Origin of the sequence: Nocardia sp. NPDC004604, assembly GCF_040609795.1 — a bacterium.
In the GTDB taxonomy this organism is placed as follows: Bacteria; Actinomycetota; Actinomycetes; order Mycobacteriales; family Mycobacteriaceae; genus Nocardia.
Window position 1 is genome coordinate 1 of record NZ_JBEXLC010000167.1, and the last position, 19,465, is coordinate 19,465.

At 66.8% G+C, this 19,465-nt stretch carries 16 protein-coding genes; 8 read left to right on the plus strand and 8 right to left on the minus strand.

Annotated elements, in window-relative coordinates; translation table 11 throughout:
- The first annotated feature begins 174 nt into the window (after positions 1-174).
- The 8 genes from ABZW16_RS37200 (at position 175) to ABZW16_RS37235 (ending at position 10,886) form a co-directional block, all read left to right on the plus strand.
- Positions 175-1,593 carry a lipopolysaccharide biosynthesis protein gene (locus ABZW16_RS37200; RefSeq protein ID WP_354960826.1) on the plus strand — a complete coding sequence of 473 codons (1,419 nt, stop codon included), beginning with the start codon at positions 175-177 and terminating at the stop codon, positions 1,591-1,593.
- A complete protein-coding gene (locus tag ABZW16_RS37205) occupies positions 1,590-2,606 on the plus strand; it encodes a glycosyltransferase (RefSeq protein ID WP_354960827.1) in 1,017 nt (338 codons plus the stop codon). The genes ABZW16_RS37200 and ABZW16_RS37205 overlap by 4 nt, the downstream gene beginning before the upstream one ends.
- Complete coding sequence (locus ABZW16_RS37210; protein ID WP_354960828.1) at positions 2,603-3,994, plus strand: hypothetical protein; 1,392 nt, start codon at positions 2,603-2,605, stop codon at positions 3,992-3,994. Before ABZW16_RS37205 ends, ABZW16_RS37210 begins: the two co-directional genes overlap by 4 nt.
- A complete protein-coding gene (locus ABZW16_RS37215) occupies positions 3,985-5,304 on the plus strand; it encodes a Wzz/FepE/Etk N-terminal domain-containing protein (RefSeq protein ID WP_354960829.1) in 1,320 nt (439 codons plus the stop codon). Before ABZW16_RS37210 ends, ABZW16_RS37215 begins: the two co-directional genes overlap by 10 nt.
- Positions 5,305-5,543: 239 nt before the next feature.
- Positions 5,544-6,929, plus strand: coding sequence for a glycosyl hydrolase family 28-related protein (locus tag ABZW16_RS37220; protein WP_354960830.1), 1,386 nt, complete (start codon positions 5,544-5,546; stop codon positions 6,927-6,929).
- Positions 6,930-6,931: 2 nt separating this feature from the next.
- Positions 6,932-8,257 carry a GNAT family protein gene (locus tag ABZW16_RS37225; protein ID WP_354960831.1) on the plus strand — a complete coding sequence of 442 codons (1,326 nt, stop codon included), beginning with the start codon at positions 6,932-6,934 and terminating at the stop codon, positions 8,255-8,257.
- A gap of 122 nt (positions 8,258-8,379) precedes the next feature.
- Positions 8,380-9,753 (plus strand): glutamate-1-semialdehyde 2,1-aminomutase, encoded by a 1,374-nt coding sequence (locus tag ABZW16_RS37230; protein WP_354960832.1) that lies wholly within the window; start codon positions 8,380-8,382, stop codon positions 9,751-9,753.
- Positions 9,750-10,886 carry a glycosyltransferase gene (locus ABZW16_RS37235; RefSeq protein ID WP_354960833.1) on the plus strand — a complete coding sequence of 379 codons (1,137 nt, stop codon included), beginning with the start codon at positions 9,750-9,752 and terminating at the stop codon, positions 10,884-10,886. The genes ABZW16_RS37230 and ABZW16_RS37235 overlap by 4 nt, the downstream gene beginning before the upstream one ends.
- A 235-nt stretch (positions 10,887-11,121) precedes the next feature.
- On the opposite strand, the gene ABZW16_RS37240 is transcribed toward ABZW16_RS37235, so the two are convergent.
- The 8 genes from ABZW16_RS37240 to ABZW16_RS37275 form a co-directional block, all read right to left on the minus strand.
- Positions 11,122-11,730 (minus strand): sigma-70 family RNA polymerase sigma factor, encoded by a 609-nt coding sequence (locus ABZW16_RS37240; protein ID WP_354960834.1) that lies wholly within the window; start codon positions 11,728-11,730, stop codon positions 11,122-11,124.
- Between the two features lie 240 nt (positions 11,731-11,970).
- On the minus strand, positions 11,971-12,684 hold the full coding sequence (locus ABZW16_RS37245; RefSeq protein ID WP_354960835.1) for a GAF and ANTAR domain-containing protein: 714 nt from the start codon (positions 12,682-12,684) through the stop codon (positions 11,971-11,973).
- Positions 12,685-12,902: 218 nt separating this feature from the next.
- A complete protein-coding gene (locus tag ABZW16_RS37250) occupies positions 12,903-13,607 on the minus strand; it encodes a GAF and ANTAR domain-containing protein (RefSeq protein ID WP_354960836.1) in 705 nt (234 codons plus the stop codon).
- 195 nt (positions 13,608-13,802) lie between these two features.
- Positions 13,803-14,033, minus strand: coding sequence for a cold shock domain-containing protein (locus tag ABZW16_RS37255; protein ID WP_354960837.1), 231 nt, complete (start codon positions 14,031-14,033; stop codon positions 13,803-13,805).
- A gap of 18 nt (positions 14,034-14,051) precedes the next feature.
- A complete protein-coding gene (locus ABZW16_RS37260) occupies positions 14,052-16,085 on the minus strand; it encodes an SDR family oxidoreductase (protein WP_354960838.1) in 2,034 nt (677 codons plus the stop codon).
- A 271-nt stretch (positions 16,086-16,356) separates the two neighbouring features.
- Complete coding sequence (locus ABZW16_RS37265) at positions 16,357-16,815, minus strand: DUF1707 and DUF4190 domain-containing protein (protein ID WP_354960839.1); 459 nt, start codon at positions 16,813-16,815, stop codon at positions 16,357-16,359.
- 93 nt (positions 16,816-16,908) lie between these two features.
- A complete protein-coding gene (locus ABZW16_RS37270) occupies positions 16,909-18,612 on the minus strand; it encodes a 5'-nucleotidase C-terminal domain-containing protein (RefSeq protein ID WP_354960840.1) in 1,704 nt (567 codons plus the stop codon).
- A 100-nt stretch (positions 18,613-18,712) separates the two neighbouring features.
- Positions 18,713-19,372, minus strand: coding sequence for a cutinase family protein (locus tag ABZW16_RS37275; protein WP_354960841.1), 660 nt, complete (start codon positions 19,370-19,372; stop codon positions 18,713-18,715).
- Between the last annotated feature and the right edge of the window lie 93 nt (positions 19,373-19,465).

A 19,465-nucleotide genomic window follows, 5' to 3' on the forward strand; every position in this document is an offset into this window, starting at 1 on the left:
ATCGGCGGCGCTCGCGGGGCCCTACGTGGTTACGCTCCGCTACCTCCTCCGGACCCGTCGCTCCCGCCGCTGTATCGAATCGGCGGCGCTCGCGGGGCCCTACGTGGTTACGCTCCGCTACCTCCTCCGGACCCGTCGCAGAGGGCCAGCAGAATCCGCAGGAACGGACTCCGCATGTCTGAACACGAACACGTCGCGGGCCAGCCGTCGCCCACCACTCCGCCGACACCGACCGCCACCGGCGGCGCCCACCGCAGGACAGACCACGGCGCGCCCGGCGGCGGCCTGCACCGATCGCACGGCTTCGCCGCGGTACTGCGCGATATCGGCTACGTCACCTTCGGCAAGTACGGGCAGTACGTCATCACCATCGTCACCGTTCCGCTGATCGCGCGAGTGCTCGGCGCCCACGGACTCGGCCTGCTGGCGATCGGCATGTCCTCGTATTTCATCGGCTCGCTGCTGGTGGATCTCGGCATCACCTCGTTTCTGGCCGCGCGCGTACACGATTCGCGGGAACGCGATGGCGACAGCGCGCGGCTGCGCGGCATCAATCAGCTGCGCGGCGACTATCTGGCCATCCGCACGACCACCCTCGGCGTCATCGGGATCGCGTTGCTGCTGAGTCTGGCCGCGAGCGCGCCGGTGCAGGTGGACATGATTCTGCTGGGTCTGTTCGCGGGCGGATTCTGGTCCGTCTCGGAGGATTGGCTGCTGATCGGGCAGGGCCGGTTCGGGGCCAGCACCGCTTATCAAGCGGTCGGACGGGTCGGTTATCTGATCTTGCTCGTCGGGCTGCTCCCCCGCATGCCGAGCGCTCAGCTCGCGCTGCTGTGCCTGCTGATCTCTTCGGTGCCGACCGTGGCGCTGACCTGGTGGGATTCATTGCGCACCTTCGGGCTACCCGCCCGGCCGCGCCATTACAAGAGTGTATTGCGCACGGGTGCACCGGTTCTCGCCTCGCGAGTGCTGGTGACCACCTATGGTCAGGGCGCGGCGGCGGTGTACTCCGCCGTGCTGGACACGGTTTCGCTCGGCCTCTACTCGGCGGGCGATCGGCTCGTGCGCGCCATCCAATCCACCTTGGACCCCATCGGTTTCGCGCTGCTGCCCCGAATGGCGCGGCGCAGTACCGATCATCGGTTCTGGCGGCATGCGCTCATGGCGTTGGCCGCGTGCGTCTGTGTCGCGACGGTCGCGGCCGTGGCGGTGTGGCTGGCCGCACCGCTGCTGATCCGACTGGTCTTCGGCGACGAATTCACCGGGGCCGTCGGGTTGTTGCGGGTCGAGATCTTCATGCTGCCCGCGACCACGATCACCTCGTTCGTCACCACGGCGCTGCTACCGGTGCGCCAGGACACCACCGGCGTGCTGATCGGCGCGGCCCTCGGCACCTGCGTGGCGGGAATCGCACTGTTCATCGCGTTTCGCACGCATTCGGTGTGGACGCTGGTCTACGGGAGTGTGCTCGTCGAATTCAGCACGGCGATCTGGTATCTCGTGCGGGTTCGCACCCTCATCGTGCGCGAACGCATGGCATCGGTGTCCGTGGAACCGGCGGTGGTACTGATGCGCGAGGAGGGGACCTCTTGAAAATCCTGTTCATCGGGGACGACTGGGTCGGCAGCAATGCGCGCTCGCTCGCCGATGGCTTCCGGCAGGCGGGGCACGAGGTGGTCATGATCGACTCCACCCCGGTCACCCTGCCGACTCGGCTTTCGCCACCATGGGTCTACGCCAAGTTCGCGCGGCGGCGCGCCCCCTGGACGGTCACCGAGCTGCACGGCGAACTCGTGTGTGCCGCAGCGCAATTCCGTCCGGATATGGTCTTTGCCTTCAAGGCCGTCCATCTGGACCAGCGCAGACTCTTGGACATTCCGGCACGGCTGCATGTGCACTACAGCCCGGACGATGTCGCCAATTTGGACAACATCAGCCCGGAATACCTTGCGCACGAACCGGATTGGGATCTGATCGTCACCACCAAGCGGCACAATGTGCCCGAACTGCTGGAACGCGGCGCAAAGGCGGTCGGTTTCGTCCGCAGTGCCTACGATCCGGCGTGGCATTACCCGGCGGCGCGCGGGCGGACGCCGCGATACCTGGTCGGCTTCATCGGCGTCTGCCGCGCCGATCGCCGCGCCGAAATGGTCGCACTGGCCCGCGATTACGGTGACCGAGCGCTGGTGCGTGGTCCGGGCTGGCGGCGGGTTCCGGAACTGCGCACCACCCGGGCGGCGGTGGGCGGTCCGGTGTACGGTTCGCGATATTCGGCGGTGGTCGCCGATATCACCGCGAATCTGGTGCTGCTCAATTCCGATAATCGCGACACCCATACCTGCCGCACCTTCGAAGTGCCCGCCGCGGGTGGACTTTTCGTCGGCGAGCGCACCGATGAGCACGCGGAGCTGCTGCGCGATACCGTCGAATGCTTTCTGTTCACCGAACAGGCGGAATTGCGCGAGATCCTGGACTGGTGCGCGCGGCATCCGGAGCAGGCGGATGCGATGGCCGAGGCGGGATACCGGCGGATCGCCGACGGCGGGCACCGCTATGTCGATCGTGCGCGCGAGATCATGGACGCGTTGGGGGCGGCGCGGTCATGACCGCCTACATCGAAATCGTCGCCATCGCATGCGCGCTGGTCACCGTGGCGGTGGCCGCGGCGTGGGTGCCCAGTGTCGCACGGGTTTTCATCATCGCGCAGGCCGCGTTCTGGTCGCTGTCCTACCTCGCGCGCCCCCTCGTGCTGCTGGCGGTGCAACCCGAACCGCACTACGGCGACAATGTGCCCGATCCGCGACTCGCCGAACTCGGCTACGACCGCGGCATCGCCCTCGTCCTGCACCATGTTGTCTTCGGGCTGTGGGTATACGCGATACTGATTGTGGGATATGCGATCTGGTCGCGGCACCATCCGATCCCGGCGGCGCCCGCAATGAGTGTGAACCCGGACTTCGTGCCCGCGCTCGCTACCATCTATGTCATCGGCCTGCTCGGGCGCGGCGCGTCCTATGCCACCGGATCCATCGGTCACGCCGGTGATGTCGACAGCGCCAATCCGATACTCAACTTCGTCGGCATCCTCGCGACCGTCGCTGCGCTCGGGCTGATCATCTTCATCCGGCCGACCCGGCCGCGGACCACCGCACTGCTGATCGGCGCGCTGCTGGCCGGTGAGTTGATATGGACGGTGGTCGTCGAATCGAAGACCCCGATCCTCGGTGCCGCGCTCGCGGTGGCGGTCCGCTTCGCGATTCTGGGCTGGACCAAGGCCAAGGTCGTCGGTGTGCTGGCGATTGCGGTGCTCGGTATCGGCGGCTTCGGCTGGTTGCAGTCGTTCAAGACCACCGAATCCGGGAAGGCCGAGGCGGTCATGATCAGCTCGGCCTATCCGCCGACGGTGCGACCGTTCCTGAGCATTCTGCGGCGCTTCGATCTGCTAGAGGCCGCGACCGATGCCTACTACCACGGCACCGGATACTGGCTCACACCCGCCGAGGAGTTCCGACACGCGGCGCTGAGTCTGATCCCCACGCAGTTGCTGGGCGCTCCCAAATTCCAATCCGGCACCGCATGGGCCAATGACATTCGGGGCGCGTCGGTGGATATGACCCAGGTGCAGGTGTCGCTGGCCGAGGGAAATATCAACGAGGGCTTCGTCGTCGGCGGCTACACCGGCATCGTCGTCAGTGTCGGATTCACTTTCCTGCTGCTGCTCGCCTGGGCCAAAGCCCTGTATTCCCGCTACTTCCCGGTGGTGGTGCTGGCACTTGCGCTGACCGGAGCCTCCTCGCTGTTCGAGCGCGGAATTCTGGGCAGCATGGAGGCGCTCGGCAAGTTCTTGCAGGCAGCCGTGCTGGCGACGCTGATCTACCTGGTGGTCGAGGAGTACCGGCGCCGCGCGAAACCTCGTGCGCCGAAGGCTCCGGCGCAGCCGCCGCAACAGCCATTGGTCGTCATCGGGAAAAGAGGATCCGAATCATGGGATTGATCGATTACTGGCATATCGCGCGCCGCCGCTGGCTGCTGATCCTCGCTGTCATGGTGCTGTGCCTGGTCGCGGCGGTCGGCTATACACGCAACCAGCCGAAAAACTATGTGGCCACGAGCAGTGTGTACGTCTCGATGGCGACCGGAACCTCGGTGAACGATTCGTATCAGGGTGGACTTGCCGCCCAGCAGCGCGTGCGTTCCTATCTCGATCTGGCCACCAGTGCCAATGTGGCCAAGCGCACCATCGATGACCTCAGCCTGAGGATGTCGGTGGACGAACTGCGCGGCAAGATCACCGCGGCCTCGCCGCCCGCCACCACACTGATCGTCTTCTCGGTCAAGGACAGCACCGCCGAACGCGCTCGCGATATCGCGAATACCGTTGTCGCGCAACTTCGTCAGTTGATCGCCGAACTCGAATCCATCGAGAAGGACGCCGCACCCGCGGCCAGGGCCGAGGTCGTCGACCGCGCCGAGCTGCCATCGGGTCCCAGCGGCCCGCAGTCGACCCGGCTGCTCGCACTCGGCCTGCTGGCCGGACTCGCACTCGGCGGGCTCGCCGCCTTCGTCCGCGATCGCACCGACCGCAAGTTGCGCACGTCCAATGATCTGGAAGCGGTACTGGCCACCCCGATTCCGGGTTTGTCGCGTTCCGGTGCGCCGGTGCCGATACTCGGCATCATCGATATCGGCCGTCCCGGTGCCGTCAACGAAACTCGAAGGCTGCGAACGCGTTTGCAGCGCAATGGCGAGGCAACCACGGTACTGCTGTCCAGTCTGTCGGCGCGATCGGAACCGGAGATCGCGATGGCACTGGCGAAATCGTTCGCCGATACCGGCCACCACGTCGTCTACATCGACGCCGACACCTCCGGTCACGGCGGATCGCAACAGGTCGTCGCCGGGGCGGTGCCCGGACTGGCCGGCGTGCTGCGCGGGTCGATACCGGTCACCGACGCGCTGACCGGCTGGCCAGAGGCCGCAATTACGGTGCTGCCGCTGGGCGAGGTCGATCTGCACACGGTGGATCTACTGGCCTCCGACCGCTTCGCGGCCGTGGTCGCCAAGTTGCGAACCGATTACGACCATGTGGTGATCCAGGCCGCACCGGTCGCACATGCCGCCGACGCGATCGCACTGGCCCCGCTGTGCGAGCACACCGTTGCGGTGGTCGAACTTGGTACGAGCACTGCACCGCAAATACGTGGCGCGCTGGCCACATTCGGTGACAACCCGCTCACCGGAGCGGTCGCGTACAGCAAACCGGGTACGGGATTACAGCGGCTGGTGGGGAGGCTGCGCATATGAGTTCTGCATCGCGAAGCGATTCGGTGGGGGGCGGCGGTCGGGAGACGGGTGGGCGTTCAGCATCGCGAAGCGATTCGGTGGGGGGCGGCGGTCGGGAGACGGGTGGGCGTTCTGCATTGCGAAGCGATTCGGTGGGCGGGGGCGGCCGGCAGACGGGTCGACGTTCGGCACCGCCGAGCGATCCGACGGACGGTGGCGGCCGCGAGACGGGTGGACGTTCGGCATTGTCAATCGGTTCGATGGAGGGTGACGGTCGGGCGGCGAGTGGGCGTTACGAGGCCGTGGGTCGACGACGACTGCTGGCCGCATCGCTCGGTGCCGCGGCCGCGCTACCACTGGCGGCGGCCTGTACCTCCGACGACTCCCCCGGCATCGAATTCCGGTCACCGCATGTCACCGACGCCCCCGCGGCGCGCAATGTCCGTGACTTCGGTGCCGTCGGGGACGGCGTCGCCGATGACACCGCGGCGATCCGCTCGGCGGCCGCCGTCGGGGACGCGCCGCTCGTGCTGTATCTGCCCGCGGGCCGGTACCGGGTGAGTTCCTGGCCCGACTTGCCCGACTACGCAACGGTTCTCGGCGACGGCGGCGATGTCACGCTGGTCACCTGCGATGCCGACGTCACGCTCATCACCCTGCGCAAGCGCAACCGCGTGCGGTTCTCCCGCATCGGCTTCTTCCTGACCGGCCCCCGCGCGACGGCCGTACAGCTATCGGAGTCGTTCCGCTGCTCCTTCGACGGGGTGGTGATCCGCGGCAACCACCTCAGCGAGAACCATCCGCGCTTTCTGCAGCAGCGCGGCGTCGTACTCGATAACAACACCGGCGGAACGGCCTTCGTCAACTGCGATATCAACAACTTCGGCTACGGCATTATCACCTCCTGCATCCAGAACTACGTCACCTCGTCCAAACTCACCAGCAACTACATCGGGGTGCTCGGCACCGGCAACGACCACAATGCCGGACTGTCGCTGACCAATGTCGAATTCGTCTCCGACGAGAATCCGCGCACCACCGACCGGCACATCACCATCGACGGCGCGGCCAATGACTGGTGGCTGACCAATGTCTGGTTCGAGGGCGCCGATACCGCACTGTCGGTTGGTCAGCGCGATCGTGGTGGACCCGCCCAGTTCGGGATGATCAACTGCAAGGTCGCCGCTCGCACCGTCGGCCTCGACCTCATCTACTGTCGTCAGCCGTATCTGGCCAATGTGCAGTTCGACAAGGATTCCGAACAGCCGCCGATCGAACTGCGCATCGATGCGAAGGGCTGTCCGGAGGGCACCGCGATCAATCTGATCTCCAGTGCCGCAGACGATCTCGCGCCCGGCATGTTCCCGGAAAAGTGGCACGTGATGGGCCGCGAGGGCATGCACGCGCCGCAGTACAGCGGCACCATGGTCGGACGTGCCGGACACGGCGATGCCGACATCTTCCAGGCCCAGGCCGCCGACGGCACCGTGCGATCGGCCATATTGTCCAGCGGCGCATGGCTTTCCGATCGTCCAGAGAGCGGAATCGTGCTGAAGGACGCGGCCGGCGGCTATTGGCGCGTGTCGGTCGGCACGGACGGCGCGGTCAAAACGACCTCGCTCGGTCGCCAGCGGCCCCGGGAGTGAACATGTCGAGCGGTAAGCTATCCGGTATCCAGCTCGGGCCGATGACGCTGCACACCACGACGGTCCTGTTGCGCCCGCCGCGGGTCGACGATTACGGGCAATGGCGGCGGATCCGGTTGCGCGATCAGCGCAGTATCGAACCGTTCTGGTCCAGTTCGCCGCTGGACTGGACGGCGCGGCACACCGGGAAACTGTGGGTCCGGGAATGTCTCGGCGTGCGCGCCGAGGCGCGGGCGGGCCGCATGCTGTCATTGGTTATCGAGGTTGATGGGCGATTCGCTGGCCAGATCGAACTCGTCTCCATCGAGGCCGAAACCGGTTCCGCCGAAATGGGACTCTGGGTGGACGCGGAGGTGGCGCGCCACGGTATCGGCGGCCTGGCCTCCTCGCTGGTGCTGGACTTCGGATTCGGACCGGCCGGACTGCAGCGGATCACCGCCCCGATCTCACCGGCCAATATCGCCACCGCCCGGGGCGCCGCCCTGATCGGCTTCCAGCGCGAAGCAATGATGACAAGGTATTTCGACGTCGGCGGGGCCCGGCGTGACCACGAACTGTGGGCGATCACCAAGGCGGCGATTCCGCCGGACGGTTTCGCGCGGGCCTGGATCGACAACCACTCGACCCAGCATCCGGATACCGCCCGGCCCGCCGAAGCCGACACCAGAACCGATACCGCGCTGAGTCGGGCCACGGTACTGGTCGCCACGGCCAGGTACTACGCGGGCCGGGCACTGCATCTGATCGATCCGCTGCGCTCGCCGCCCACCGTCCGGCTCACCGATCCGGACGATCCGGCGGTGGTGCTGCGCAGTCGGCGGCTGCTGGACTGGTCGCGGTGGCGCGCGGCCCGCGTCCGGACGCGCGACGCGCTGGATCCGAATCCGAACGCACCCGCCGCGACGTGGCAGCGCAAGCACGGCCGATTGCCCTGGTTGCGCGAATTCCGGCGCGCCCGTCCGGGCTTGCGCTCGGCGCACGGGCTGACGCTGGCCATCGAGGTGGACGGCCACTACGCGGGTGAATGCCGATTATTCGATCTGGACATGTTCGATCGCAATGCGCGGATGTTCGTGTGGACCGATCCCGCCATCGGCGGTGAGCGCGTCCGGATCACGGCCACCCGACTGCTGCTCGTCCACGCGTTCAGCACGCTCGGCCTGTGTCGGGTGGCGACCGCCATCGAACCCGGCGATAACGATTCCGCCGATATCGCCGCGCGCGTCGGCATGGTGCGCGAGGGGCGGATGCGCTGCTTCGTCGGTGCCACCGGACGTAGGGCCGATCACGACCTGTGGGCGGTTACTGCCCCTATCGACCGGGCGTGACGGAGTTGCGCGGACACGACGGCCCACCCGACGTACAGTGAACCGGAGAACCCATCGCGCGCAAGCAGATTCGTGCCGGGGGCGCTGTGTGTGCATGCCTCATCACTGCCCAGGAACTCATGATGGACCACATTGATCGCGACGGCCCGGCGGCCCGCCGCAACCGTTTCGCCCGCAGTAATGAACTGCAAGCGCGGCTGCACGATCTGGTACCCGGTGGCGCGCACACCTACGCCCGTGGCCCCGACCAATATCCGGAGTTCATGGCCCCGATCCTGGTGCGCGGGGAGGGTTGCCGGGTCTGGGACGCCGATGGCAATTGCTATATCGAGTACGGCATGGGGCTGCGCTCGGTCACCCTCGGCCACGGGTACCGCCCGGTCTTGGAGGCGGTGACCAGGGCCATGGCCGACGGCGTCAGCTTCAGTCGGCCGACCGAACTGGAACTGCTCGCCGCACAGGATTTCCTGTCGCTGGTGCCCGGCGCCGATATGGTCAAATTCGCCAAGAACGGCTCCGATGCGACCACCGCCGCGGTGCGGCTGGCCAGGGCCGTCACCGGGCGCACCGTCGTCGCGGTCTGCGACCAACCGTTCTTCTCGGTGGACGACTGGTTCATCGGCACCACCCCGATGGCCAGTGGCATCCCGGCCGAGGCCACCGCGGGCACCATGAAGTTCCGCTACAACGATCTGCCCGCACTGGCGGGCGTGCTGAACACCGGCGCGGTCGCCGCCGTCGTCATGGAGGCGGCCACCGCACTGCACGAACCCGAACCCGGCTTTCTGGAGGGTGTACGCGAGCTCTGCGACCGGCACCGCACCCTGCTCATCTTCGATGAGATGATCACCGGATTCCGCTGGTCGGTCGGCGGGGCGCAGGCCATCTACGAGGTCACCCCGGACCTGTCGTGCTGGGGCAAGGCCATGGGCAACGGCTTTCCGATCTCGGCACTGGCGGGCAAGCGCGAGTTCATGGAACTCGGCGGGTTGCGCACCGATCGCGATCGCGTCTTCCTGCTCTCCACCACGCACGGCCCGGAGTCCGCCTCGCTGGCCGCATTTCGCGCCGTCGCGCACGAGTACACCACCGGCGATCCGATCGCGCGGATGGAGCAGGCCGGTCGTCTGCTCGCGGATGGGGTGAACGCGCTCGCCACCGATCTCGGCATCGCCGACTACCTCGAGGTCCTCGGCCGCCCCTCCTGCCTGATCTTCGTGACCCGCGATCCGAACGGCCAGCCCTCCCAGGAGTTCCGCACCCTGTTCCTGCAGGAACTGCTGAACCGCGGCGTCCTCGGTCAGTCCTTTGTCACCTCGGCCGCGCATACCGAATCCGATATCGCGCAGACCATTGCCGCCTGTCGCGAGGCGGCGAGCGTGTACCGCAAGGCAATTGAGCAGGGCAGCGTGGACGGATTGCTGGAGGGCCGCCCGGTGGCACCGGCCATCCGACGCAGGGCAGCGCCGCGCCGCATCGACTCGGCGTCCGAATGACACTGTCACACAACGGGACCGGATCGCCACGGATCGGCATCGTGCACGAACGGTTCACCGAATTCGGCGGTTCCGAGGCCGTGGTCGGCGAATTCCTCGAAACCTGGCCCGACGCACCGGTATTCGCGCCCATTGTCGACCCGGACGGCATTAGGCCACCGCTGACCACGGTGCACGACACCTGGCTCAGCCGCGCCCACGCCGCGACCGGTCGTCGATCGCATGCCCCGCTGCTGCCCTTCGTGCCTCGTGCGCTGCGCCGACTCCCGCTGCGCGGGCGGTTCGACGCGGTGCTGATCAGCCATCATGCCTTCGCCACCCAGGCCGTATTCGCCACGGACGCACCGACAATCGTGTACGTGCACACTCCGGCACGGTGGGCTTGGGATCCCGAGTTCCGCGCCCAGGAGGCGGGCGGGCGCGCGGGACAACTCGCACTCACCGCCCTCGGCCGCCTGGCCCGTCGTGCCGAGTTGCGTGCCGCACCTGAGCTCACCCATATCGTCGCCAACTCGCACGCGGTCGCCGCCCGCATCCGCGACTGGTGGGGACGCCCCTCGACGGTCATCAACCCGCCCGTCCAGGTCGACGACTTCACCCCGGACCCGGCCATTGCCCGCGAGGACTTCTTCCTGGTCGCGGGCCGCTTGGTCCCCTACAAACGCCCGGATCTCGCCATTCGCGCCGCCCAGCGCGCCGGCGTGCGCCTGGTCGTCCTCGGCGACGGCCGCTTCCGCGCCCAACTCGACGGAATCGCGGGCGCCGAGACCACCTTCCTCGGCGCGACCCCGTTCGACGTGCTGCTCGATATGTACCGCCGCTGCCGTGCCCTGTTGATGCCGGGCATCGAGGATTTCGGCATCGTCCCCGTCGAGGCAATGGCTTGCGGCACACCGGTTCTCGCGGTCGATCAGGGCGGCGCCCTGGATACCGTGCGGGCGGGCACAACCGGCGAGTACGTCGCGCACGGCAGCGATGAACACGTCATCCACGGACTCGCCGAGGCAATGCGCCGCTTCGATCCAATGGCCTACGACCCGGCCGCCATCCGCACCCACGCCATGACCTTCTCCCCCAAGGCCTTTCGCGCGAACATCGCCGACACCGTCGCCACGACACTGGACAACGCCTGACCCGATTCGCGTGAACGCTCGACCTCGGCTCAGCATGCCGAAGACCTGATACCCGGGACGACTTCACAGATGAGTAGGTCATCGAATTCATCGAGCCAGGTCATGATTCCGGCCAAACCGCCTGTGTCACCGGGGATACGGCCTGCCTTGGACAGCAATAGCGCGACACCGGACCGAGACGCTGGCGCAGTTCGATATCGCGAGTCTCGAAGGACCGGCAGCCTGCGGAAGTCACCTATGGCGTGACCGGGTCCTGCGGTTCCTCCAGATCGGTCTTCAGGTGTTCGAGCCCCGCGCGGATCCGGGATTTGACCGTGGGTAGGCCGACACCGAGGCGTGCCGCCACCTGCGGGTAGGTGAGGCCGGAATAGTAAGCGAGGGAGATGGATTCGTGTTGCAGTGTGGTCAGATTGGTCAGACTTTTGCGCAGCGCCTCCCTTTCGTCGCGGCGCAGCGCCTCCTCGGCGACCACATCGGTGGGCGGCTGATAGTCCCGGCTGCCCCAGGAGTGGTTGTGGTCGATGGCGGCGCGCTCACGGCGGACCCGGTCCACGGCCTGGCGGTGGGCCAGCATGCGCAACCAGGTCAGCACCGAGCCGCGGTGCTCGTCGAAGCCGACCGCGCACCGCCACACCTCCAGATAGACGTCGTGACAGGTCTCCTCGGCGTACCCGCGATCACGGACGATCGACAGCACGCGCCGGTAGACCAGACCGTGGGTACGACGGTACAGCTGCGCGAACGCCTCCCGATCGCCGCCGCCGATGCGGTGCACCAATTCGGGATCGACCGCACCGGATCCGGCATCGACCGGATCGCGAACCGGGCGGGCGATGGGTCGCACAGTGGTTGGAATTCGTTCGGACCGTTGCGATACGAGCAAGATCACGATTGCCCCCAGACGAACAGATGATGCGACAAGCGATGGATTCGACGGTTGAGTGATGCGTCGAAGCAGACCGTCGAGGGCATGGACGGACCTGTCGGAGAATGGGATCCGGCCGGGGGCTGGGGCCGGGAATCCGCCGTCAGCCAGGATACCGTGCCGCGCGCCTGCGCCATTGCGGTTTCGCCATCGATCGGATCAAATGCGCAGTCCGAGTTCGACGATGCCCTTCGCCACCGCCTGCACCGCGACCCGATTCTTGCGGGCATGGGTCCGGATCAGCTCGAAGGCGGCCTCCGGGGTGGTCCGCCTGGCATTGGCGATCACGCCCTTGGCCTGCTCGATGACGATCCGCGAATCCAGTGCTTGCTGTAGCTGGGCGGTCAAACGCTGTTGGCGGCGCAGGACATTCGCGTTCAGAATGTGCCCGGTCGCCATGCTGGCCAGCAGGCCGCCCACCGCGAGGTCGCGAGCGGTCCAGACCCGCGGCGTCGGACCGTACAGACCGAGCGTGCCGACGGTGGTTCCGCCGACCCGCATCGGAATCTCGGCCAGCGACGCCACCCCGTGCCGGACCGCCTCGGCGGAGAACTCCGGCCAGCGCGCCCGGCGCCGACCGATATCGTCGACCGCGATCGGTGCGCCGGTCCGGAACGCGTCCACACTCGGGCCGCGTTCGCTGCTGTGCTGGCAGAGTTCGATTTCCACGAAGTCTTCCGGCGCGGCGGCCGCGAAGCGGGTTTGTTCATCGGGGGTCAGCGTCTCGTCGGGCATCAGCATGACGGTGCAGCCCGCCAGATCCAGTGCGGCGGTGGCACTGTGCATCAGCTGTCGCACCATCTCCGCCGTATCACCGATCGCGGGGAGTAGTTCGGCGAGCCGCGCCGCAACCAGCACCTCATTGTCAGCCATCCGAATCACCCCGCGCACGCGAAAGCCGATCGTCCCCGTCAAGTCCCGCGCCGCACTTGCTGACATTTCCATGGTATGGCCATGCGAACTCGCACACCAGGCATTCGGCGTTCCGGCCCGGTCATGAAATGTCCAGCTACCCTGTGGATTCCGCGGACTGGAGCGGCGCACGGTGGTCGAAGGTCGCGTCGACCTGCACCCCGACGCGACGGACTGATTCAGGTATCGAAGCGAATCCGGTTGTCCACCACCAATTGCGCGACCTCGGCCAGCGACAACCCGTGTACGAACGCATGCGCACGCAGCCGTGCATAGGCATCCGGCGCACCGATACCCAACTGTGCGATCACGATTCCGGCGGCCTGGTGGATGATGCGGCTGGTCAGCGGCCGATCCCACCACTGTGCGGCGGGTGCGGATCGCTCCGATCCGGCGATCAGCTGGGCGATGACGAGATCGGCGATATGCAGTCCCGCCGAGATCACCGCCGGTTCCGGCCGCCCCGGATACGCCCGATACAGATCGAGCACACCGAAACGCACCACACCCATCTGCAATGGCACCGCGACCATCGATCCGGCCGCCGCCACCCGGTTCAACTCATCGGCGAAGCCCGGCCACCGTTCGGCGGTCGCGCCCAGATCGTCGACCAGCACCGGCACCCCGGTGGCGACGGCGTCCACGGCCGGACCCTGCCCCGCGGTGGCCTGCACCGCCGCCACCCGCGCCGCGACCGAATCGCTGGCACACCACGGCTGGAGTCCGGCATCGCGCTCTTGGATCAGGATGGCCGCACGCTGCACCGGCAGCACCCGGACACAGGCGCCGCACAGGGCGGCAATCCCGCCGTCGTCGGCCGACAGCTTCGTCAGAAACTCGAGGGCCGAGAAGAACTCATCGGTCAACTGATCGAACTGCCCCACGCTAATCCTAGGAACTCTCACGACCGCTACCCCTGCCACGAGTTCGACGGTCCCCCTGTCCCGGGATTCGTCACCGTTGCGGCACCGGACCGCCACTGCGCCACGGGAATACGGTGGGTCGGCCCCGCCAGAATACGAAACACCCCTCCTCCACACCAGGGCCGAACGTCCCACGCCCCCAGGGGCGAAGGAAACTCAGACCTTCCGGACCCACGTTGCCCGGTACCGGAAGCTGTCCTGCTGTGCCTGCTCGTATCTGAACTCGACCCGGTCGCCTTCGGTCAGCGTCCGAAACCCGTCGCCATCGATGCAGCTGAAGGAGACCCAGGCATCGCATCCCGCTGGCAGGTCGGGTGAGGAGATCGCCCCCCACCCCTTCTCTGCCTTGTAGAACTTGACGGTGCCGGTGCTATATGCCTTGGCCACCAGGCCATTATGGCGTGATCACCAATGCAGGCCGGGGATCACGCGGGTGACCCGGGCGGCCGGACTCGGCAGCGCCATCAGGGGCAGCACGACGGGTGCGAGGTAGGACAGAGCGCCGCGGCCCGATTCGGCTTCCTGCTCCGCTTCTTCGGCGGCGGTGGGCACCTCCGTCGGCTTGCCCTGTGCCGCATGCGATTCGCCGAACCACCGGAATCCCTGGTGCATGATCGTCCGCTTGACCGAGGGCATCAGCAGTTCGACCGCCTGGGCGAAGGTGCCGACCGGGGTGTCGATGCGGTGCGGGCGATCCTCGATGGCACGCACCACGATTTCGGCGGCGCGGTCCGGATCCGGCACCGGCAGTGAACGGTAGAGGTCGGTGGGCGCGATCATCGGGGTGCGCACCAGCGGCATGCGGACCGAGGTGAAAGTGATTCCCGCATCCCGGTTTTCGACGGCGGCGATTTCGCTGAAGTTGTCCAGCGCCGATTTACTCGCCACATACGCGGCAAATCGCGGCACCTTCGTCTGCACGGCAATCGAGGAGATATTGACGATATGTCCGAAACGCCGCGCCCGCATGGATGGCAACAGCGCCAGGATGAGCCGTACCGCGCCGAAGTAATTCACCGCCATGGTCCGCTCGAAATCGTGCATGCGGTCGGTGGAATTCACCACCGAGCGACGGATCGAGCGGCCCGCATTGTTCACCAGATAATCGACATGACCGTGATCGGCGAGCACCGCGGCGACCAAATCCTCGACACCGTCGGAATCGGTGATATCGCACGGATAGGCGTGTGCGACACCGCCTTCGGCGCGCACCGACTCCGCGGCGGCCACCAGATCATCGACACCGCGCGCCACCATGATGACGGTTGCACCGCGCTGCGCCACGGCATGCGCGGTGGCCAAGCCGATGCCGGAGGACGCACCGGTGATCAGAATGACGCGCCCGTCCAGCGGGTCACCGCTGTCGCCGGGCCGATCCCGGTTCGGGTCGAGATTCTCGGACCAGTATCGCCACAGCCGTTCGGCGTAGCTGTCGAAGGACGGCACCGCCAAACCCGTTCCACGCAACTGCGACCGGGTGGAGTCGGCGACGAACTCCGCCGAGAACGAGGTGTGCGGCGCGACAGCGGCGGGAATTCCCAACTGCTCCAACAGGAAATCGCGAACCGTTGCGACACCCGGGATATGCGAGAGCCCGCTCAGCGCGAGCCCGCTGCCGGGCACCGTGCCGATGCCGGTCGGGGCGCCCGCCGCGGCGGCAAGTGCGCCGTAGATCTCGCCGAACGGCTGCGGCTCCGGGTTGACCAGATGGAAGGTGCGCCCGTCGAGTCCGGTGCGGCGCACCAGCTCGACCATCGCGCCCGCCACATAGTCGACCGGCACGATATTGGTCGCGCCCAGTTCGGGCAGCAGCATCGGCAGTTCGGCCGGAAGTGCGCCGAGGCGTGAAATGGCCGGGAAGAAGTAGTACGGACCGTCGATCTTGTCCATCTCGCCGGTGCGGGAATCGCCGACCACGATCGCGGGCCGGTAAACCCGCCAGCGCACGCCCTCGGATTCGCGGACCATCTTCTCCGCGGCGAATTTGGTGCGGTGATACGGCGAGGTCAGCCGCTGGCCGAGGTCGAAGTCCTCCTCGAAGAATTTGCCCCTGTGGTCACCGGCCACGGCCACCGACGAGACGTGATGCAGCACCGCGCCCAGTTCGCGGGCCAGTTCGAGCACCGAGCGGGTGCCGGCGACATTGGCCGCATGTGCGGTCTCCTCATCGGCGGTCATGTCGTAGACCGCGCCGAGGTGGATCACATGATCGGCCTTCGGTGCGTCCTCGATCAGTCCGAGGCCATCGGCGGTCAGATCACCGAGCATCGGAAAGGCGCGTTCGCCGCCGGTCCAGCCTGCGGCGAGTTCGCTGAATTTCGCCACCGACGCGGTACGAACCAGCACATGCACAATGGCCTCGGAATCGGCCTCCAGGAGTCCCTGCACGACCCGTCGGCCCAAAAACCCGGTTCCGCCCGTCACGATGAAAGTCGTCATCGCACATCCTCCTGCTGTCGCACTCGAATTGAGTTGTCACACATGCGCGCCCGGCATGCAGCAGTGAATGCGGACATCAATGATTCGGCCGCCGGACAACAATTGTCGGGCCGGAGCAGGAACGCTCCTACTGATCGGTAACTTTAATCGGCCCGGCTAGCTCCCGGCAAGCAAATGACGGCCGACTGCGATGTGTGACTGGTCACCAACGGAGTCGCGAATATTATGTGTTACAACAGTATTCAGATAATTCCCGGGCGCGAATCCCCAATCAGGACAGCGCGTTTGCCCACACGATCAACCAGACGATGCCAAAGGTCACGGCGATCGTTATACCGGCGATCGCGGTCGCCGGACGTGGATCCGGGTTCTTCCGCTCCTCGGTCAGCCCGACGATGCCGAGAATGAGCGCGAGCGGCGCCGAGAGTCCGCAGCACACGCCGAGCAGACCGAGTACCAGCGATGCGATGGCCAGCGGATTGGCCCGATTGACCGCACGCGGGTAGGGCCGGTAGACCGGCTGCGGCAGGGCGCGCTGGATCGGCGGCAGGCCCGCCATCGCCACGGCCAGATCACCGAAGGTCCTGGCGCACAGGGCTTGTCCGATCCGATCGCTCAGTTCGTCGGCATCGAGACGACCTAGTTGAAAGTTGTGTTTCAGCGCGTCGACGACCTCTTCCCGATCGGCGTCGGCCGCGCGCAGATTCGGGGTGGCAGTGAAGGGATCCATCTGGTGCCCCCTGGTGATCGGAGGAACGTCGTCGTCTCCGATCGTATCCCCGTGCGCGATGGCCGTCGCCGTCTCGAGACCGCCGCGGCCGGCTCAGCGCTTCTCGGTGCGGGCTGGCGGCGAATCGAGCGGCGGACGGCCCCGCAGATAGGACTCGAAGGCGTCGAGATCGATGGGGCCGACCGTCTTGTCGGCGCCCTCGGTGAAGACGGTGAAGCCATCGCCGCCGGAGGCCAGGAAACTGTTGGTGGTGATGCGGTAGGTGGCGACCGGATTGAGCGGCTGGCCACCGATGCGCACGCTGTCGGCCACCACCTTGCCGCCCTTCGGGCCGGATTCGACATAGGTGTAGGTGAGCCCGGCGGGTGAGAGGACGGTCGGCTTGCCCGCGATATTCCATTGCTGTTCGAGCAGGCGCAGGATCTGACTGCCGGTCAGTGTGACGGTGACCACCTGATTGCCGAACGGCTGGACGGTATAGATATCGCCGTAGGTGATCTCACCGGACTTCAGGTCGGTGCGCACCCCGCCCGGATTCATGAACGCGGCCACCGCCGCGGCGGGCGCGGCCGCGGTCACCGAGAGCATCGAGTCCGCGATCACATCACCCAGCGGTGATTCGCCGGAACGCGCCGGTTCGTGTGGCAGCGAGGCGGCCGCGATGCCGACCGGCCGATCCGCGCGCGGCTTGGCCTGTTCGGCATAGAAGTCGATCAGGGCGGTGGTGGCGGCGTCCGGGGTGACATCGCGGGTCACCACCCGGTTCACCGCCGAGGCCTGCACGCCCTCGGCGCCGAAGCGCAGGGTGATATCGGTGATCAGCCGACCATAGGAGGCGGCCTGGGTGACCACCTTGCCATCGATGGTGCAGACATACGGCTGATGCGAATGCCCGGTGAGCAGCACCCGCACCGCCGGATCCACGCCGGTGGCCAAGGCGGTGACCTCGGGGGAGATATTCGCGCATCCGTTGTAGTCGATCGCGACATTCTGGGCCGGTTTCTGCACTCCACCGTCGTGCAGCAGCGCCACCACGGTCTGCGCGCCCGCCGCCGTCACCTCGGGCACGTACCGATTGATGGCCGCGACCTCATCGCCGAAGATGTAGCCCCGAATGCCTTCGGGGAGAACGATACTCGCAGTCTCCGGGGTCACCGTGCCGATGACACCGATCTTGCGTCCGCCGACCTCGAGCATCGTCCACGGGCGCAGCGTCGGCGGCAGTTTGCCATCGGCGTCGGTGACATTGGCGGCCAGATACGGGAACTTCGCACCGGTGAACGGCGCACCTGGCGAGCAGCCCGCGAACGCGCAACCACCCTCGCGCAGCCGCGCCAATTCGATGACGCCGCTGTCGAATTCGTGATTGCCCACCGCGGAGGCGGCCAATCCGATGGAGTTCAGAAAGGTAATGGTCGGCTCGTCGTGGAACAGCCCGGAGACCAGCGGGCTCGCGCCGATATTGTCACCCGCCGCCACCACGGCACTGGCCGGATAGGCCTGCTTCAGCCGTGCCAGATGGGTGGCCAGATACGCGGCGCCGCCCGCATCGTATCCGGCGATCTTGCCGGTGGAACCGGCAGGCGGCTGGAGGTTGCCGTGTAAATCGTTGAGCCCGAACAGATGTACCTCGTTCGACTGCGCCCCGCGCAGATCGTTGGTCGAGATCAGGGGGATCACCCCGGGCACCGACGAAGTGGCCGGGCCGCTGCCCTCCGATGCGGTACCGCACCCCGCCACCAGGGCGATGCTCACGAGTCCCGCGACGATCATGCCGATGCGATGGTGCACAGTCATGCTTCCGACTTTCCCACGCCCGGGTGCCATCGGTATGAATCCCGTGCGAACACACCGGCGGCGGGGCCGATCTGCGACCCCGCCGCGCGGATTTCCCGGCCTACACCCGGCCCGCCGCGAACTCCGCGGCCGGCCAGAATGCCCAGCCGTAGTTCCCGTGCTGGCTCGGGTCGAGGCCGCCACCGCAGACCGGATCACCGGCAGTGCAGTAGTCGGCGGTCTTCCAGGCGTAGTTGCCGGGGACGCCCCAGCCGATCAGGCGCAGGGGGTCGCCGAACAACAGAACCGCGGACACCTTCCATTCGAGATCGCCGGGGAGCACGTAGATCCCGGGCAATGCGGTCACGATGCCGGTGCCGACCACGCCGTGTACGACGGCCGCACCCTGCGAGTAGCCGACCAGGATGAACTGCTGATCCGGGCACATCTGCGACTGCCGGATGACATGGTCGGTCATATCCTGGGTGCCGCGGCTGAGCGAGGTGGGGTCGAGCAGATCCGCCGGATAGTCCACCCGGTAGGCACTGCTACTGACCGGAAGTGCCTGCAGCAGTGTGCCGTACAGCGGATCGCCGACAACGGAGCCGAGCCACCCGGGTTCCCCGGTGCCCCTGGCCACGACCACATCGACGTCGGCACAGTCCGCCCGTGCCGGCGCGCCCGTACTGGTCACCGCCCCGGCTCCGGCCACGAGCAATAGCACAGCCAATACTCGGGCCAGCCGCCGCTTGTCGAATACTTTTACCTTCCGGATTTCCATCGTGATCACCTCTCACGCCGTTGTGAGAAGCCGGTTGACACAATTCAAAGACAAAAGTAAAACACCAAAAAAAGCCCAAATAACTACGAAAGA

Coding starts and splice junctions, on each gene's coding strand:
- ABZW16_RS37220 (WP_354960830.1), top strand. CDS start 5,544: ATGGAGGGTGACGGTCGGGCGGCGAGTGGGCGTTACGAGGCCGTGGGT.
- ABZW16_RS37260 (WP_354960838.1), bottom strand. CDS start 16,085: ATGACGACTTTCATCGTGACGGGCGGAACCGGGTTTTTGGGCCGACGG.
- ABZW16_RS37225 (WP_354960831.1), top strand. CDS start 6,932: ATGTCGAGCGGTAAGCTATCCGGTATCCAGCTCGGGCCGATGACGCTG.
- ABZW16_RS37265 (WP_354960839.1), bottom strand. CDS start 16,815: ATGGATCCCTTCACTGCCACCCCGAATCTGCGCGCGGCCGACGCCGAT.
- ABZW16_RS37210 (WP_354960828.1), top strand. CDS start 2,603: ATGACCGCCTACATCGAAATCGTCGCCATCGCATGCGCGCTGGTCACC.
- ABZW16_RS37230 (WP_354960832.1), top strand. CDS start 8,380: ATGGACCACATTGATCGCGACGGCCCGGCGGCCCGCCGCAACCGTTTC.
- ABZW16_RS37200 (WP_354960826.1), top strand. CDS start 175: ATGTCTGAACACGAACACGTCGCGGGCCAGCCGTCGCCCACCACTCCG.
- ABZW16_RS37235 (WP_354960833.1), top strand. CDS start 9,750: ATGACACTGTCACACAACGGGACCGGATCGCCACGGATCGGCATCGTG.
- ABZW16_RS37245 (WP_354960835.1), bottom strand. CDS start 12,684: ATGGCTGACAATGAGGTGCTGGTTGCGGCGCGGCTCGCCGAACTACTC.
- ABZW16_RS37215 (WP_354960829.1), top strand. CDS start 3,985: ATGGGATTGATCGATTACTGGCATATCGCGCGCCGCCGCTGGCTGCTG.
- ABZW16_RS37275 (WP_354960841.1), bottom strand. CDS start 19,372: ATGGAAATCCGGAAGGTAAAAGTATTCGACAAGCGGCGGCTGGCCCGA.
- ABZW16_RS37270 (WP_354960840.1), bottom strand. CDS start 18,612: ATGACTGTGCACCATCGCATCGGCATGATCGTCGCGGGACTCGTGAGC.